A 14,370-nucleotide genomic window follows, 5' to 3' on the forward strand; every position below is an offset into this window, starting at 1 on the left:
CGCCGCAAAATCCCACACTGTACCTGATAAAAAGCGTCACGCAACCTAATTAGCACGGAAAGGCAGATTTCGCCAATCGGCAGATAGTGCTGGCCATCCAGACGGCAAATAAACCTTAGTCTGTTTGCGGATAAATGCGAACTGGCGTTAGAATATGTGCAGAATTTTTCATTGGAGTGTAATAAATGCGCGCTGAAACCTCACCTATTGCCCGTGAAGCCCTGCTGGAAGAAGCAAATAATCTAATTCGTCAGCATGATGATTATCTGCAAGGTATGGTTGCCACCGATGTTGAACAAAAAGGCAGCGTTTTAGTTTTCCGCGGCGAATTCTTTTTGGATCCGGACGGATTGCCAACAATAAAAACTACCGCAGTATTTAATATGTTTAAACACTTGGCCCACGTGTTTTCTGATAAATATCATTTAGTCGACTAAGCATTAAAAAGGGGCCCTGGCCCCTTTGATGTTTAATTCTGCGGTTTAAAGCAGTGGCTTTTCACCACGCTGCCACCAGCGTAACAGCAGACGATCGACACTTTCTGCCGCACTGCCGGTAAAACGGTCCATCATGCGTTTGCGACGTGCATAGCGCACCCCGACCACCTCGTGATTCTCCATTTCAGCGATCAGTAAATCGTCACTGGTGCCAATAGCGTCAATCAGCCCTTTCTCTTTCGCCTGAGTGCCGAACCAGTGTTCACCGGTCGCCACGCTGTCGATATCCAGCGATGGACGTTGCTGATGCACAAACTGTTTAAACAGCTCATGGGTGTCGTTCAGATCTTCACGGAATTTCTCACGCCCCTGCTCGGTATTTTCACCAAACAGCGTCAGCGTGCGTTTGAACTCGCCGGCGGTGTGCAGCTCTACATCAATATCATTCTTTTTCAGCAGGCGGTGGAAGTTGGGGATTTGCGCCACGACGCCGATTGAACCGATGATGGCAAAGGGAGCCGCAACAATGCGATCCGCCACGCAGGCCATCATATAGCCCCCACTGGCCGCCACCTTGTCTACCGCGACCGTCAGGCGAATACCGCCGGTGCGCAAACGTGCCAGTTGCGATGACGCCAGGCCGTAACCGTGTACCACCCCACCCGGGCTTTCCAACCGCAGCAACACTTCGTCTTGCGGCGTCGCCACCGCCAGCACCGCCGAGATTTCTTCACGCAGTGAGGTCACCTCATGGGCATCCATGCTGCCTTTGAAATCCATCACGTACAGGCAAGGCTTGGTGGCTTCAACCGCACCGGCTTTAGCGCGTTGTTTCTTCAGTTTATCATCGGCCTTGGTCTGTTTTTTAAACTGCTTGTTCCAGGCCTTTTGTTCCGCATCACCCATGCGCGCCAGGCGCATATCACGCTGCATATCGCGATATTGTTCACCGAGGTCAGTCAGCTGCAGTTCCCCTTTCTGGCGGTTCTTGCGTTGCCCCAGGCTGACCGCCAGCAACGCCAGCGCGGCGATGGCAATCACTACCGTCGCGACTTTGGCCAAAAACAGGCCGTAAACAGATATAAACTCCACAGATTCCGCCTTTATTAACAGGTTGTTAGTACTATCTCATTCATTCTAGCCAACCGACGCAGTGGCTGTCGCGGCTAAATAAAAATTCCTTGTGCTACCTCTTTACTATGTGGGCGCATTTTGGCTTAACCAAGCCGCTGCTGTTCCGTTTTTGTTACAAAAGAATGCCGATTCTGCTGCCTAATCATTGAAAATACGATCCATTTAAGGCATATAACACGGATTATTCATCAACATGATGATCCAAATTCGCTGCGGGGCCTTGCATGCGGTCGAGCCTTAGCTCCTGTCATGGCCTCTCAACCCACCCCTCTCCCCGATGCAAGCGGGAGACCAGCCGCCAAGGCGCGAGGAATTATTGTGCATTACCAACCTAAACAAGATTTGCTGGAAAAACGTATTATTTTGGTCACCGGCGCCGGTGATGGTATCGGTCGCGAAGCGGCACTCACTTACGCAAAATTTGGTGCGCAACTGGTGCTGTTAGGCCGTACCGAAAGCAAACTGCAGGCGGTGCAAGCAGAAATCGCCAGGCTCAGCAGCGAGCCAACCTACATCATCACCCTGGATCTGCTGCATACCACTCAGGAACAATGCCAACAGGTGGCCGAAGAATTGGCTACCCATGTCCCGCGCCTCGACGGCGTGCTGCATAATGCCGGGCTACTGGGCGATATCGCCCCGATGGCCGAGCTGTCGATGGAGATGTGGAACGAGGTGATGCAGGTGAATGTCAACGCGACCTTTATGCTCACCCAGGCGCTGTTGCCGCTACTATTGAAATCCAATGCCGGATCGCTGGTCTTTACCAGCTCCAGCGTCGGCCGTAGCGGGCGGGCTAACTGGGGTGCCTATGCGGTGTCCAAGTTTGCCACCGAAGGCATGATGCAGGTGTTGGCCGATGAATATAAAAGTCGCAATCTTCGGGTAAATTGCATCAATCCTGGTGGAACGCGCACTCAAATGCGCGCAACGGCTTTCCCGCATGAAGACAAAAGCAAGCTGAAAACTCCGGCTGATATTATGCCGCTTTACCTCTATCTGATGGGTGACGACAGCCGCCGTAAAACCGGCATGAGCTTCGACGCCCAGCCAAACCGTAAACCCGGCGCCGCCGAATAAAAGAGGTTTTACCATGGCTGAAGACCGCCACCAACAACGTCAGCAACGCCTGAAAGAACAGGTCGATGCCCGTATCGCTGCGGCTCAGGACGCACGGGGTTTGCTGCTGGTATTCACCGGTAACGGCAAGGGCAAGACCACCGCGGCGTTTGGCACCGTTACCCGCGCCGTCGGCCACGGCATGAAAGCCGCCGTTATTCAGTTCATTAAGGGTGAATGGCCGAACGGGGAAAAAAATCTGTTGCAGCAACATGGCGTTGAATTTCAGGTGATGGCTACCGGTTTTACCTGGGAAACCCAGGATAAAGCCAGCGATACCGCAGCCTGTCAGGCCGTATGGCAACACGGCAAGCGCATGCTGGCCGACAGCAGCCTGGATCTGGTGCTGCTGGACGAACTGACCTATATGGTCAGCTACGGCTATCTTGAGCTGGAGGAACTGCTGGAGGCGTTACGACAGCGCCCTGCGCACCAAACGGTGATTATCACCGGGCGGGGATGCCATCGCGATCTGTTGGAACTGGCGGATACGGTCACGGAGATGCGGCCGGTGAAACACGCGTTCGACGCGGGTATCAAGGCGCAACAGGGAATTGACTGGTAACAGAAAGAAAACGCCGCAGCCCGAATAAGCTGCGGCGTGATGATTAACTACGCTTGCTAGGTTTGTTGCCGGGCTTACTGCCAGGCTTGCTGCCCGCGGTGCTGCGGCGACCGCTGCCGGCAACCTGGGTATGGCGCTTGACGGCACGGCGGATCTGATTGGCTTTCACGCGGCGACGTTCGCGCTCAATCGGCATCTTGCTAACGGTTTCCGGCTTCAATTCAACCAGTTCACGCAGATAGTTAATCGCCGGCAAATCCAGTTCAGTCCAGCCGCCACGCGGCAGGCCCTTAGGCAGATCGATATCGCCGTAGCGTACGCGGATCAGGCGACTAACCTGAACGCCAACCGCTTCCCAAAGACGACGAACCTCACGGTTACGTCCTTCGGTCAGGGTTACGTTGTACCACTGGTTAATACCTTCGCCACCCTGGAAGCTGATGGTGCGGAAAGCGGCCGGGCCGTCTTCCAGCTGAACGCCCTTGCTCAGTTGCTTGATTTTTTCGTCATCAATCTGACCAAATACACGCACCGCATATTCACGTTCAACTTCACGGCTAGGGTGCATCAGGCGGTTCGCCAGCTCACCGTCGGTGGTGAACAGCAGCAAACCTGAGGTATTGACGTCCAGACGCCCTACCGCTACCCAGCGTGAGCCACGCAGCTTAGGCAGGCGATCAAACACCGTCGGGCGGCCTTCAGGATCGCTACGGGTGCAAAGTTCACCTTCTGGCTTGTAATACGCCAGCACACGGCAAACTTCTTCCTCGGATTCTTTAATTGAGACAACGTGGCCATCCAAACGGATTTTCATTGAAGCGGTGACTTCAACGCGATCACCCAATTTGGCGATTTTACCGTCGACGCTGACGCGGCCGGCTTCAATAATGGTTTCGATTTCACGACGCGAGCCATGGCCGGCGCGCGCTAAAACTTTCTGTAACTTCTCGCTCATTGAGCAACCTCTAGTGTCGCCTTCACAGGCGTCGGGGGGATGACTGCCGCGGCGTCGGGCACCGCAGCAGTAACAATACGTTTACATAGATCGAACCGCGCATTATACAGGCTTTCAATGGGGTTGAAACCCACTTTATTGCCCGGCTGATTAATTACCGAGGAAATTGACGACCTCCCGATACACCGCATCCGGCCGTTCCAGAATACCGAGATGAGTACGGGCCTGTTCCAGTCGTACAACCGAGAAAAACGGATGCTCAGCGGCAAACGTCTGTTGTTGCCGCAGGTAATCGGCGTCACGATCAAGAGAGTAAATATGCCGACAAGCCGGGGGTGAGCTTAATTCACGCAGTCGGTTAAGCGGCGAATGGTATTGCCGATAGGCTTGTTCAATCGCCACGCCGGCCGCCTGCCAGACACGAAAATCTTCCCGCGCCATTTCAACGGTCAAATGATGTTTAACCTGCGGTTGCTCAATGCCACCTTGCCAGAAGTTAAACAAAGCATCGCGCGCCGCCAGCCATTTTTCTGGCCATTGCATTTGTTGTACCGAATCGAAAAATTCCGCTTCGGGCGGTGTCATTATCCAATCGAGAAACACCATGCCTTGCGTCTTCTGTGGCAGGCTTTCGGCCAGCGCCACCGCAATCCAACTGGCGTGCGCGACAGACAGGGTCACAAATCGCTCCACTTGCAGTGCCAGTAACAGTTGGCGCAGATCCGCCAGCAAATCGTCGGCGCCCAGCGACAGTCCGGCATCGCGGGCTGACAGGCCGTGGCCGCGCCAGTCGAGGCTAATCACCCGGTATTGTTGTTCCGCCAAAGCGGTGAAAGGGGCAAAAACGGTTTTCGGCTCACACCAACCGGGCAGTAATACCAGCGTCAGCGGACCTGAGCCGGAATCTTGATAATCGAGGGAAAGAGTACCATGGCGAAACGCTGTCATTTTATCTCCTGAACGTCATATTCCCCCATCGGTTAGGGGTGTTGTGCGTTAGCGGTAAAATGACAGCGTTTATCGATTTCATCGATCGGAAATGGTGCTAAATAATCGGCTTCGCACCTAATGAAAAAATACGCACTAAACGAACAGTTTTAATGCCGTTCGCAAGGGTAAGCGGCGGTTAACGCCAGCATAATCACCGAAGGTGCTGAGTAGTGCAGTTGCTCCGGGTGTTCATTTAAATACTGCATGACTGCATCTGATGCCATGCCAACGCTCATACCGGCATCCGGGCAAATATTGCGGTTGCCTTGCATCGAAAAGGTATCGAATACCCCAGCCACATAGCCCATAAACAACCCGCCATCGAGCGCTTCGGCAACGGTGGCGGCCCCGTCTTTATTTTTCACATAACCGCTGGTCTCAGACAGCAAGGCGCTGCCAGAATAAAAACCCGCGCTGGCCGCAGAGGAAAACAATATGGCCGCTAAAAGAGAAACACACTTAAGCATCGCTACGCATCCTGCCTGATTATCAATTTTTGATGATTGTAGAATAGCGGCTTTAACGATAAATGACGTCGTTTCAGCCACTTTTCAGAAAATGAGCAAAAATTCCGGCAATAACTTAGCGGAAAGGCGCTGGGTCGCCCGCGCCCTCGCGCACCACTTCCGGCGCGGATTCGGTCAGATCGATAACTGTGGTTGGCTGCTGGCCCAGGAAACCGCCGTGGATCACCAGATCCACCTGCTTGCCCAGATGATCGCTGATCTCTTCCGGATCGGATTCGGCAAAATCATTGCCCGGCAGCATCAACGTGGTCGACATCATCGGCTCGTTTAAGACTTCCAGTAACGCCAACGCAATCGGGTTCGACGGCACACGCAAACCTATGGTTTTACGTTTGTCGTTCATCAAACGACGCGGCACTTCCTTGGTCGCTTTCAGAATGAAAGTGTAGTTGCCGGGTGTGTTGTTCTTGATCAGTCGGAACGCGGTATTGTCGACATAAGCGTAAGTCGACAGCTCGGACAGGTCGCGACACATCAGCGTAAAGTTATGATTGCCGTCCAATTGACGGATGCGGCAGATACGTTCCATTGCCGACTTCTCTTCCAGCTTGCAACCCAGCGCGTAACCGGAATCGGTGGGATAGACGATCACCCCGCCCTTACGCAGCACATCCACCGCCTGATTGATCAGTCGCGGTTGCGGATTGTCTGGATGAATATAAAAAAGCTGACTCATGACTTGCTCCTAAAAATGATGCACGCGGGCGGCGTCGCCCACGTTAAATCAATCGACCTTGGCCGGTTGCGGCTGCGGCCAGTCACGCCACACGGGTTCAACACCGCCGGGTAACCACAGTTTGCGACCCAGTTCGATCCACGAACAGGGTTGATGGAAATCAGAACCCTGCGACGCCAGTAATTGATATTCCTGCGCATACTTTGCCAGTTGCGAACGCTCATGCGGCGCCTGCTGACACTGCGCAACTTCCATGGCATCACCGCCATGTTCCGCAAAGTGCGCCAACAACCGCTTCAGCCATTTGGCCGTCAGGTCATAACGACCTGGGTGAGCTATCACCGCCTGGCCACCAGATTGATGAATCACATCAATGGCTTGTTCTATTGTACACCACTGGGGCGGAACGTAACCGGTTTTGCCTTTGGCCAGGTATTTCTTGAACACCTGAGCCATATTATCGGCCATGCCGATCTGCACCAGATAACGGGCAAAGTGGCCACGGGTCACCGCACCACCGTCCGCCAGCTTTTGCGCACCTTCAAAAGCACCGTCGATACGCGCTTTAGCCAGCCGTATACCTATTTCCTGAGCGCGCAGGTTACGGCGTTCAGTCTGTTCGGCCAACAATTGCACCATCGCCGGGTGCTCGGTCTCTATCCCGAGACCCACGATATGAATCTCGTGATTTTCCCACAGCGTGGAGATCTCTACGCCATTAACCAATTGCAACGGCAGCGACAATTCAGCAATGCTGGCGGCCGCTGCGGCCAGGCCGGAAGTGGTGTCATGATCGGTAATCGCCAAAACGCCTACCCGCATTTCAACCGCTCGCTGCACCAACTGCGCCGGCGTCAAATAACCGTCAGAGGCGGTGGTGTGGCTGTGTAAGTCGTAGAGAGTAAAGGCGGAGGGCTGGGGGTTGCTGTCTGTCAAAAGGAATATCCGGCAATGGCTTGGGTTTCTATCATACCCGCGATCGCCCGCCGGACGGAAATCTATTCTGGGTCACGTCCCCTTCCCCTTGATGAAAATAATTCACGCCTGGCGCTAAAACATTGTGCGAAAAGAGGGTTGACTTTATTCCTGCGAACCAGTTAACTAGTACACAAGTTCAGGGCAGTTCCCTGGTTGGATGATAAACAAGAGAGCATAGAAATGAATAAGCAAACTTCTCTTCTTCGTTGGTGGCGTCACTCCCTTTTTCGGGCGGAGTAATCACGCATACCTGTCATCTGACACTGCAGATTCCCTAAGCCCGCTGGTAACGCGGGCTTTTTTATGGACAAATTTTAACTGGAACCACCAATGATGAACATCAAACCACAACTCAAACTACTGAAGGCGGAGGCCAGTTACCGGGGCGATCCGACCACCATTTTCCACCAGCTGTGCGGCGCTCGTCCGGCCACCCTGCTGTTGGAATCAGCTGAAATCAACAGCAAGCAAAACCTGCAGAGCCTGTTGGTCATTGACAGCGCTCTGCGCATCACCGCACTGGGCCGCACCGTGACGCTGCATGCGCTGACCGCCAACGGCGCGGCGATGCTGCCGCTGCTGGATGAGGCCCTGCCGGCAGAAGTCCAGAACCAGGTGCGTCCTAATGGACGTGAACTGACTTTCCCGGTGATTGATGCGATTCAGGATGAAGATGCCCGCCTGCGTTCGCTGTCGGTGTTTGATGCACTGCGCACCCTGCTGACACTGGTTGGCTCCCCGGCTGACGAACGTGAAGCGGTGATGCTCGGCGGACTCTTTGCCTACGACTTGGTCGCCGGGTTCGAAGACCTGCCGCCGCTGCGTCAGGAAAACCGCTGCCCGGACTTCTGCTTCTATCTGGCGGAAACCTTGTTGGTACTGGATCATCAACGCGGCGTTGCCCGTCTGCAGGCCAGCGTTTTCACGGCCGATACGGCAGAAGAACAGCGCTTGCAACAGCGCCTGGAGCAGTTGCAGCTGCAATTGAAACAGACCCCACAGCCGATCCCGCACCAGAAGCTGGAAAACATGCAACTGAGCTGTAACCAGACCGATGAAGAATATGGTGCAGTTGTCAGCGAATTGCAACAGGCCATCCGTCAGGGCGAAATCTTCCAGGTGGTGCCGTCGCGCCGTTTCTCACTGCCGTGCCCGGCACCGTTGGCCGCTTACCAAACGCTGAAGGACAACAACCCAAGCCCATACATGTTCTATATGCAGGATGACGAGTTCACCCTGTTCGGTGCTTCGCCGGAAAGCGCGCTGAAATACGACGCCGGCAACCGCCAGATCGAGATCTACCCGATTGCCGGTACCCGTCCTCGCGGCCGTCGCGCCGACGGTTCGCTGGATCTGGATCTCGACAGCCGTATCGAGCTGGAAATGCGGACCGATCATAAAGAACTGGCCGAGCACCTGATGCTGGTCGATCTGGCACGTAACGATCTGGCGCGCATCTGTCAGGCCGGTAGCCGCTATGTGGCCGACCTGACCAAAGTGGACCGCTACTCTTTCGTGATGCACCTGGTTTCCCGTGTGATCGGCACCCTGCGCGCCGACCTCGACGTGCTGCACGCTTATCAGGCCTGTATGAACATGGGCACCCTGAGCGGCGCCCCCAAAGTGCGCGCCATGCAGTTAATCGCCGCCTCTGAAGGCACCCGCCGCGGCAGCTACGGCGGTGCGGTCGGTTATTTCACCGCCACCGGCGATTTGGATACCTGTATTGTCATCCGCTCCGCGTATGTTGAAGACGGCATTGCTACCGTGCAAGCCGGTGCCGGTGTGGTGCTGGATTCTGTTCCTCAGGCGGAAGCCGATGAGACCCGTAATAAGGCACGTGCCGTGCTGCGTGCCATTGCCAGCGCGCACCAGGCCAAGGAGGTGTTCTGATGGCCGATATCTTACTGCTCGATAACGTCGATTCCTTTACCTACAACCTGGTCGATCAGCTGCGCGCCAGCGGCCATCAGGTAGTGATTTACCGTAACCAGATTTCTGCCAACGTGATTATCGAACGCCTGCAGCAGATGGAGCAACCGGTGCTGATGCTGTCACCGGGTCCGGGTACCCCGTCCGAAGCCGGTTGCATGCCGGAGCTGTTGCAGCGCCTGCGCGGCCAGTTACCCATTATCGGTATTTGCCTGGGACATCAGGCGATTGTCGAAGCCTATGGCGGCCACGTCGGCCAGGCCGGTGAGATCTTGCACGGCAAGGCCTCGGCCATCAGTCATGACGGCGAAGGCATGTTTGCCGGTATGGCGAACCCGCTGCCGGTAGCACGCTACCACTCACTGGTTGGCAGCAATATCCCGACCGAACTCACCGTTAACGCCCATTTTAACGAGATGGTGATGGCAGTGCGTAATGACCAGCATCGCGTATGCGGTTTCCAGTTCCATCCGGAATCGATCCTGACCACCCATGGCGCGCGTTTGCTTGAGCAGACTCTGGCCTGGGCGCTGGCGAAATAACGAGGGGAAACGACGATGCAAACTATTCTTGAAAAACTGTACCGTTCAGAGTCGATGAACCAGCAGGAAAGCCAGCAGTTATTCAGCGCCATCGTGCGCGGTGAACTGGAGCCAAGCCAACTGGCCGCCGCACTGATCAGCATGAAGATCCGCGGCGAACACCCGGAAGAGATCGCCGGTGCAGCCAAAGCGCTGCTGGCCGATGCCCTGCCGTTCCCGCGCCCGGATTACCCTTTTGCCGATATCGTCGGCACCGGGGGTGACGGCACCAACAGTATTAATATCTCCACCGCCAGCGCCTTTGTGGCGGCGGCGTGCGGCGCCAAAGTGGCCAAACACGGCAACCGTAGCGTTTCCAGCCGGTCGGGTTCATCGGATCTGCTGGCAGCATTTGGCATTCGTCTGGATTTGCCGGCAGAAGAAGCACGTAAGGCACTGGACGAACTGGGCGTGTGCTTCCTGTTTGCCCCGCAGTACCACACCGGATTCCGCCATGCGATGCCGGTACGCCAGCAGTTGAAAACCCGCACGGTGTTCAACGTGCTCGGCCCGTTGATTAACCCGGCACGCCCACCGCTGGCGCTGATCGGCGTTTACAGCCCGGAACTGGTGTTGCCGATTGCCGAAACCCTGCGCGTACTGGGTTATCAACGGGCGGCCGTGGTACACGGCGGCGGTATGGACGAAGTGGCGATCCATGCAACGACCCACGTGGCCGAGCTGAACAACGGCGAAATTGAAAGCTATCAGTTGACGCCGCAGTCCTTCGGATTGCAAAGCTATCCGCTGGAAGCCCTGCTGGGCGGCTCGCCGGAAGAAAATCGTGACATTCTGGCAAGGTTGTTACAAGGTAAAGGTGACCCGGCGCACGCCGCTGCGGTAGCCGCTAATGTGGCGCTGCTGCTGAAGTTATTCGGGCATGAAGACCTGCGCCAAAATGCGCAGCAGGCACTGGACATGATTCACAGCGGGCAGGCTTACGAGCGTGTCACCGCACTGGCAGCAAGAGGATAAATGATGCAGGAAACCGTGCTCAACAAGATTGTTCGTGACAAAGCGCAATGGGTCGCAGCACGACAGCAACAACAGCCACTGGCCAGTTTTCAAAATGAAATCGTCCCAAGCGAACGCGGTTTTTACCACGCGTTAGAGGGAGCCAGAACGGCGTTTATTCTTGAATGTAAAAAGGCATCCCCTTCCAAAGGGTTGATCCGCGAAAACTTCGATCCGGTAGAAATAGCTTCGGTCTACAAAGATTTTGCCTCGGCAATTTCGGTGCTGACAGACGAAAAATACTTCCAGGGCAGCTTCGATTTTCTGCCGCTGGTCAGCAAAACGGTGACACAGCCGGTGCTGTGCAAAGATTTCATTATCGACCCGTATCAGATCTATCTGGCGCGTTTCTATCAGGCCGATGCCATCCTGCTGATGCTGTCGGTGGTTGACGACGAGCAATACCGCAAGTTAGCCGCAGTGGCCCATAGCCTGAACATGGGTGTACTGACCGAAGTGATCAGCGAAGAAGAGCTGCAACGGGCCATTGCTCTGGAAGCGCGCGTGGTGGGCATCAATAACCGTGACCTGCGCGACCTGAGTATCGATCTGGATCGCACCCGTCAGTTGGCACCACGCGTGCCACACGGCGTGACGGTGATCAGCGAGTCCGGCATCAACAATTACGGTCAGATCCGCGAATTGAGCCACTTTGCCAACGGTTTCCTGATTGGCAGCGCATTAATGTCGGAAACTGACCTGCGCGCAGCCGTTCGCCGGGTGATACTGGGCGACAATAAAGTCTGCGGGCTGACCCGTCCACAGGATGCTGCCGCGGCTTATCAGGCCGGTGCCGTCTACGGGGGTTTGATTTTTGTCGGGCGCTCGCCGCGCTATGTTGATATCAATCGTGCCCGCGAAGTGATTGCCGGTGCACCGCTAAAATACGTCGGCGTGTTCTGTGACGCGCAGGTAGAGACGGTAGTACAGACCGTCGAGCGCCTGGGCCTGAAAGCGGTGCAACTGCACGGCGCTGAAGATCAAGCCTATATCACCGCCTTGCGTGCCAAACTGCCGGCCGACTGCCAAATTTGGAAAGCGCTGAGCGTAAAAGACCATTTGCCAAAGCGCGATTTGCTGCACGTTGACCGCTATCTGCTGGATAACGGCGCGGGTGGTACCGGGCAGCGTTTCGACTGGTCAGTACTGCACGGCGAAAACCTGGAGAACGTGATGCTGGCCGGTGGCCTGGGCGCGGATAACTGTGTTGACGCGGCCAAACTTGGCTGTGCCGGTCTGGACTTTAACTCCGGCGTTGAGAGCCAGCCCGGCATTAAGGATCCTGCCCGCCTCACGGCGGTGTTCCAGACCCTGCGCGCTTACTGAAGATCATTAACGGATAATAACGGGAACTATAATGACGCTGCTTAACCCCTACTTCGGCGAATTTGGTGGCCAATATGTGCCGCAGATTCTGATGCCGGCCCTAAAACAACTGGAAGAAGCCTTTGTCAGCGCTCAGCGCGACCCAGAGTTTCAGGCTGAATTTATTGACCTGCTGAAAAACTACGCCGGTCGCCCAACGGCGCTGACGCTGTGCAGAAACCTCACGGCCGGTACCAAAACCAAGCTGTACCTGAAGCGTGAAGACTTGCTGCACGGCGGCGCGCATAAAACCAACCAGGTGTTGGGTCAGGCATTGTTGGCCAAACGCATGGGTAAAACCGAAATCATTGCCGAAACCGGTGCCGGTCAGCATGGCGTTGCCTCGGCCCTGGCCTGTGCCTTGCTCGGTCTGAAATGCCGCATCTATATGGGTGCCAAAGATATTGAACGCCAGTCGCCTAACGTATTCCGCATGCGCCTGATGGGTGCGGAAGTGATCCCGGTACACAGCGGTTCTTCTACGCTGAAAGACGCCTGTAACGAAGCGCTGCGCGACTGGTCCGGCAGCTACGAAACCGCCCACTATATGTTGGGTACCGCTGCCGGCCCACACCCGTACCCTACTATCGTGCGTGAGTTCCAACGCATGATCGGTGAAGAAACCAAAGCGCAGATGCTGGAACGCGAAGGTCGCCTGCCGGATGCGGTACTGGCCTGCGTGGGTGGCGGCTCCAACGCCATCGGCATGTTTGCCGACTTTATCGATGATACCAGCGTAGGGCTGATCGGCGTTGAGCCTGCCGGTCTGGGTATCGAAACCGGTCAGCACGGCGCGCCGTTGAAACACGGTCACGTCGGCATCTATTTCGGCATGAAAGCGCCGATGATGCAGACTTCCGAAGGCCAGATTGAAGAGTCCTACTCCATTTCCGCCGGGCTGGACTTCCCTTCCGTCGGACCGCAGCACGCCTATCTAAACAGCATCGGTCGAGCCGAATATGTGTCGATTACCGATGACGAAGCGCTGGACGCATTCAAGGCGCTGTCGCGTAGCGAAGGGATTATCCCGGCGCTGGAGTCTTCCCACGCCCTGGCGCATGCGCTGAAAATGATCCGTGAAACACCGCAAAAGGAACAGATCCTGGTGGTTAACCTGTCCGGCCGCGGCGACAAAGACATATTTACCGTTCACGACATTCTGAAAGCACGGGGAGAAATCTGATGGAACGTTACCAGCAACTGTTCGACCGCCTGGCAAGCAACAAGGAAGGCGCCTTCGTCCCGTTCGTGACCCTCGGCGATCCTAACCCGGCATTGTCATTGCAAATCATCGATACCCTGGTTGAAGCCGGTGCCGACGCGCTGGAGTTGGGTATCCCGTTCTCCGACCCGCTGGCTGACGGTCCAACCATTCAAAGTGCGGCGCTGCGCGCATTCGCCTCTGGCGTCACGCCGACTCAGTGTTTCGAAATGCTGGCTGCCATCCGCCAGAAACACCCCAGCATTCCGATCGGCCTGCTGATGTATGCCAACCTGGTGTTCCATAAAGGTATCGATGCGTTTTACCAAAGCTGTGCCGAAGTGGGCGTAGACTCGGTGCTGATTGCCGACGTGCCGTATGAAGAGTCCGCGCCTTTCCGTGCCGCCGCTATCCGCCATGGCATCGCGCCGATCTTTATCTGCCCGCCCAATGCAGACGACGATTTGCTGCGTGAAATCTCCTCACATGGCCGGGGCTACACCTACCTGCTGTCACGTGCAGGGGTAACCGGAACCGAAAGCCGCGCCCAGTTGCCACTGCATCATCTGGTGAACAAACTGCGTGAATACCATGCAGCACCACCGCTGCAAGGCTTTGGTATCTCTGAGCCGGCCCAGGTGCGTGATGCACTGCAGGCCGGGGCTGCCGGGGCGATATCCGGCTCGGCGATCGTCAAGATTATCGAACAAAACCATACGCAACCGGCCGAAATGCTGGCGCGACTGGCGACCTTCGTCAGTGAGATGAAAGCCGCAACCCGGGCATAATTGGCCAGCAACGGGCGCAGAGGACCTGTGTCCGTTGTTAACATATTGTTTCTCTTAAAAGTTGTGCTATTTTTTACAGCCTGGATTTGAACAAACCCAATTCTTGTC

Annotated in this window: 13 protein-coding genes, 1 pseudogene and 1 other annotated feature; of the genes and pseudogenes, 8 read left to right on the top strand and 6 right to left on the bottom strand. The window is 55.7% G+C overall.

Annotation, left to right across the window (positions count from 1 at the left end):
• Window positions 1-185 precede the first annotated feature (185 nt).
• Window positions 186-437, top strand: coding sequence for a YciN family protein (locus ACSOSI_RS14160; RefSeq protein ID WP_012145385.1), 252 nt, complete (start codon window positions 186-188; stop codon window positions 435-437).
• Window positions 438-482: 45 nt separating this feature from the next.
• Here ACSOSI_RS14160 and sohB read toward each other — a convergent pair whose 3' ends face one another.
• Complete coding sequence (gene sohB / locus ACSOSI_RS14165) at window positions 483-1,529, bottom strand: protease SohB (protein WP_476705649.1); 1,047 nt, start codon at window positions 1,527-1,529, stop codon at window positions 483-485.
• Between the two features lie 360 nt (window positions 1,530-1,889).
• On the opposite strand from sohB, the gene ACSOSI_RS14170 reads away from it, so the two are divergent.
• Together ACSOSI_RS14170 and cobO are read left to right on the top strand one after the other, a co-directional pair.
• Window positions 1,890-2,651, top strand: a complete 762-nt coding sequence (locus ACSOSI_RS14170; protein ID WP_261128611.1) for a YciK family oxidoreductase — start codon at window positions 1,890-1,892, stop codon at window positions 2,649-2,651.
• Between the two features lie 13 nt (window positions 2,652-2,664).
• On the top strand, window positions 2,665-3,255 hold the full coding sequence (gene cobO / locus ACSOSI_RS14175; RefSeq protein ID WP_012145388.1) for a cob(I)yrinic acid a,c-diamide adenosyltransferase: 591 nt from the start codon (window positions 2,665-2,667) through the stop codon (window positions 3,253-3,255).
• A 43-nt stretch (window positions 3,256-3,298) separates the two neighbouring features.
• Here the strand turns inward: cobO and rluB are convergent, their stop codons facing one another.
• From rluB to rnm, 5 genes are all read right to left on the bottom strand, one after another.
• Complete coding sequence (gene rluB, locus ACSOSI_RS14180; protein WP_017893026.1) at window positions 3,299-4,210, bottom strand: 23S rRNA pseudouridine(2605) synthase RluB; 912 nt, start codon at window positions 4,208-4,210, stop codon at window positions 3,299-3,301.
• Window positions 4,211-4,360: 150 nt separating this feature from the next.
• Entirely contained in the window at window positions 4,361-5,158 is a 798-nt protein-coding gene (locus ACSOSI_RS14185) for an alpha/beta hydrolase (RefSeq protein ID WP_476705650.1), read from the bottom strand.
• A gap of 149 nt (window positions 5,159-5,307) precedes the next feature.
• Window positions 5,308-5,667 carry a Rap1a/Tai family immunity protein gene (locus tag ACSOSI_RS14190; RefSeq protein ID WP_476707273.1) on the bottom strand — a complete coding sequence of 120 codons (360 nt, stop codon included), beginning with the start codon at window positions 5,665-5,667 and terminating at the stop codon, window positions 5,308-5,310.
• A 115-nt stretch (window positions 5,668-5,782) separates the two neighbouring features.
• On the bottom strand, window positions 5,783-6,403 hold the full coding sequence (locus ACSOSI_RS14195; RefSeq protein ID WP_012145392.1) for an L-threonylcarbamoyladenylate synthase: 621 nt from the start codon (window positions 6,401-6,403) through the stop codon (window positions 5,783-5,785).
• Window positions 6,404-6,451: 48 nt separating this feature from the next.
• Complete coding sequence (rnm, locus tag ACSOSI_RS14200) at window positions 6,452-7,339, bottom strand: RNase RNM (protein WP_476705651.1); 888 nt, start codon at window positions 7,337-7,339, stop codon at window positions 6,452-6,454.
• 243 nt (window positions 7,340-7,582) lie between these two features.
• Window positions 7,583-7,686 (top strand) — a sequence feature (Trp leader region).
• Window positions 7,687-7,711: 25 nt separating this feature from the next.
• Between rnm and ACSOSI_RS14205 the strand changes: the two genes are divergently transcribed.
• The 5 genes and pseudogenes from ACSOSI_RS14205 (at window position 7,712) to trpA (ending at window position 14,262) form a co-directional block, all read left to right on the top strand.
• Complete coding sequence (locus ACSOSI_RS14205) at window positions 7,712-9,274, top strand: anthranilate synthase component 1 (RefSeq protein ID WP_476705652.1); 1,563 nt, start codon at window positions 7,712-7,714, stop codon at window positions 9,272-9,274.
• Window positions 9,274-10,869: pseudogene (trpD, locus tag ACSOSI_RS14210) on the top strand (bifunctional anthranilate synthase glutamate amidotransferase component TrpG/anthranilate phosphoribosyltransferase TrpD). The gene ACSOSI_RS14205 and the pseudogene trpD overlap by 1 nt, the downstream one beginning before the upstream one ends.
• A 3-nt stretch (window positions 10,870-10,872) precedes the next feature.
• Window positions 10,873-12,234 (top strand): bifunctional indole-3-glycerol-phosphate synthase TrpC/phosphoribosylanthranilate isomerase TrpF, encoded by a 1,362-nt coding sequence (gene trpCF, locus ACSOSI_RS14215; RefSeq protein ID WP_476707274.1) that lies wholly within the window; start codon window positions 10,873-10,875, stop codon window positions 12,232-12,234.
• Between the two features lie 28 nt (window positions 12,235-12,262).
• Complete coding sequence (gene trpB, locus ACSOSI_RS14220; RefSeq protein WP_172491194.1) at window positions 12,263-13,456, top strand: tryptophan synthase subunit beta; 1,194 nt, start codon at window positions 12,263-12,265, stop codon at window positions 13,454-13,456.
• Window positions 13,456-14,262 (top strand): tryptophan synthase subunit alpha, encoded by an 807-nt coding sequence (gene trpA / locus ACSOSI_RS14225; protein ID WP_017893032.1) that lies wholly within the window; start codon window positions 13,456-13,458, stop codon window positions 14,260-14,262. Before trpB ends, trpA begins: the two co-directional genes overlap by 1 nt.
• Window positions 14,263-14,370 lie beyond the last annotated feature (108 nt).

This window comes from Serratia sp. AR11 (genome assembly GCF_056376275.1).

Bases quoted from the DNA above. Each gene is read 5' to 3' on its own strand.
- ACSOSI_RS14160 (WP_012145385.1), top strand. From the start codon at position 186: ATGCGCGCTGAAACCTCACCTATTGCCCGTGAAGCCCTGCTGGAAGAA.
- cobO (WP_012145388.1), top strand. From the start codon at position 2,665: ATGGCTGAAGACCGCCACCAACAACGTCAGCAACGCCTGAAAGAACAG.
- rluB (WP_017893026.1), bottom strand. From the start codon at position 4,210: ATGAGCGAGAAGTTACAGAAAGTTTTAGCGCGCGCCGGCCATGGCTCG.
- ACSOSI_RS14185 (WP_476705650.1), bottom strand. From the start codon at position 5,158: ATGACAGCGTTTCGCCATGGTACTCTTTCCCTCGATTATCAAGATTCC.
- ACSOSI_RS14190 (WP_476707273.1), bottom strand. From the start codon at position 5,667: ATGCTTAAGTGTGTTTCTCTTTTAGCGGCCATATTGTTTTCCTCTGCG.
- ACSOSI_RS14195 (WP_012145392.1), bottom strand. From the start codon at position 6,403: ATGAGTCAGCTTTTTTATATTCATCCAGACAATCCGCAACCGCGACTG.
- ACSOSI_RS14205 (WP_476705652.1), top strand. From the start codon at position 7,712: ATGATGAACATCAAACCACAACTCAAACTACTGAAGGCGGAGGCCAGT.
- trpCF (WP_476707274.1), top strand. From the start codon at position 10,873: ATGCAGGAAACCGTGCTCAACAAGATTGTTCGTGACAAAGCGCAATGG.
- trpA (WP_017893032.1), top strand. From the start codon at position 13,456: ATGGAACGTTACCAGCAACTGTTCGACCGCCTGGCAAGCAACAAGGAA.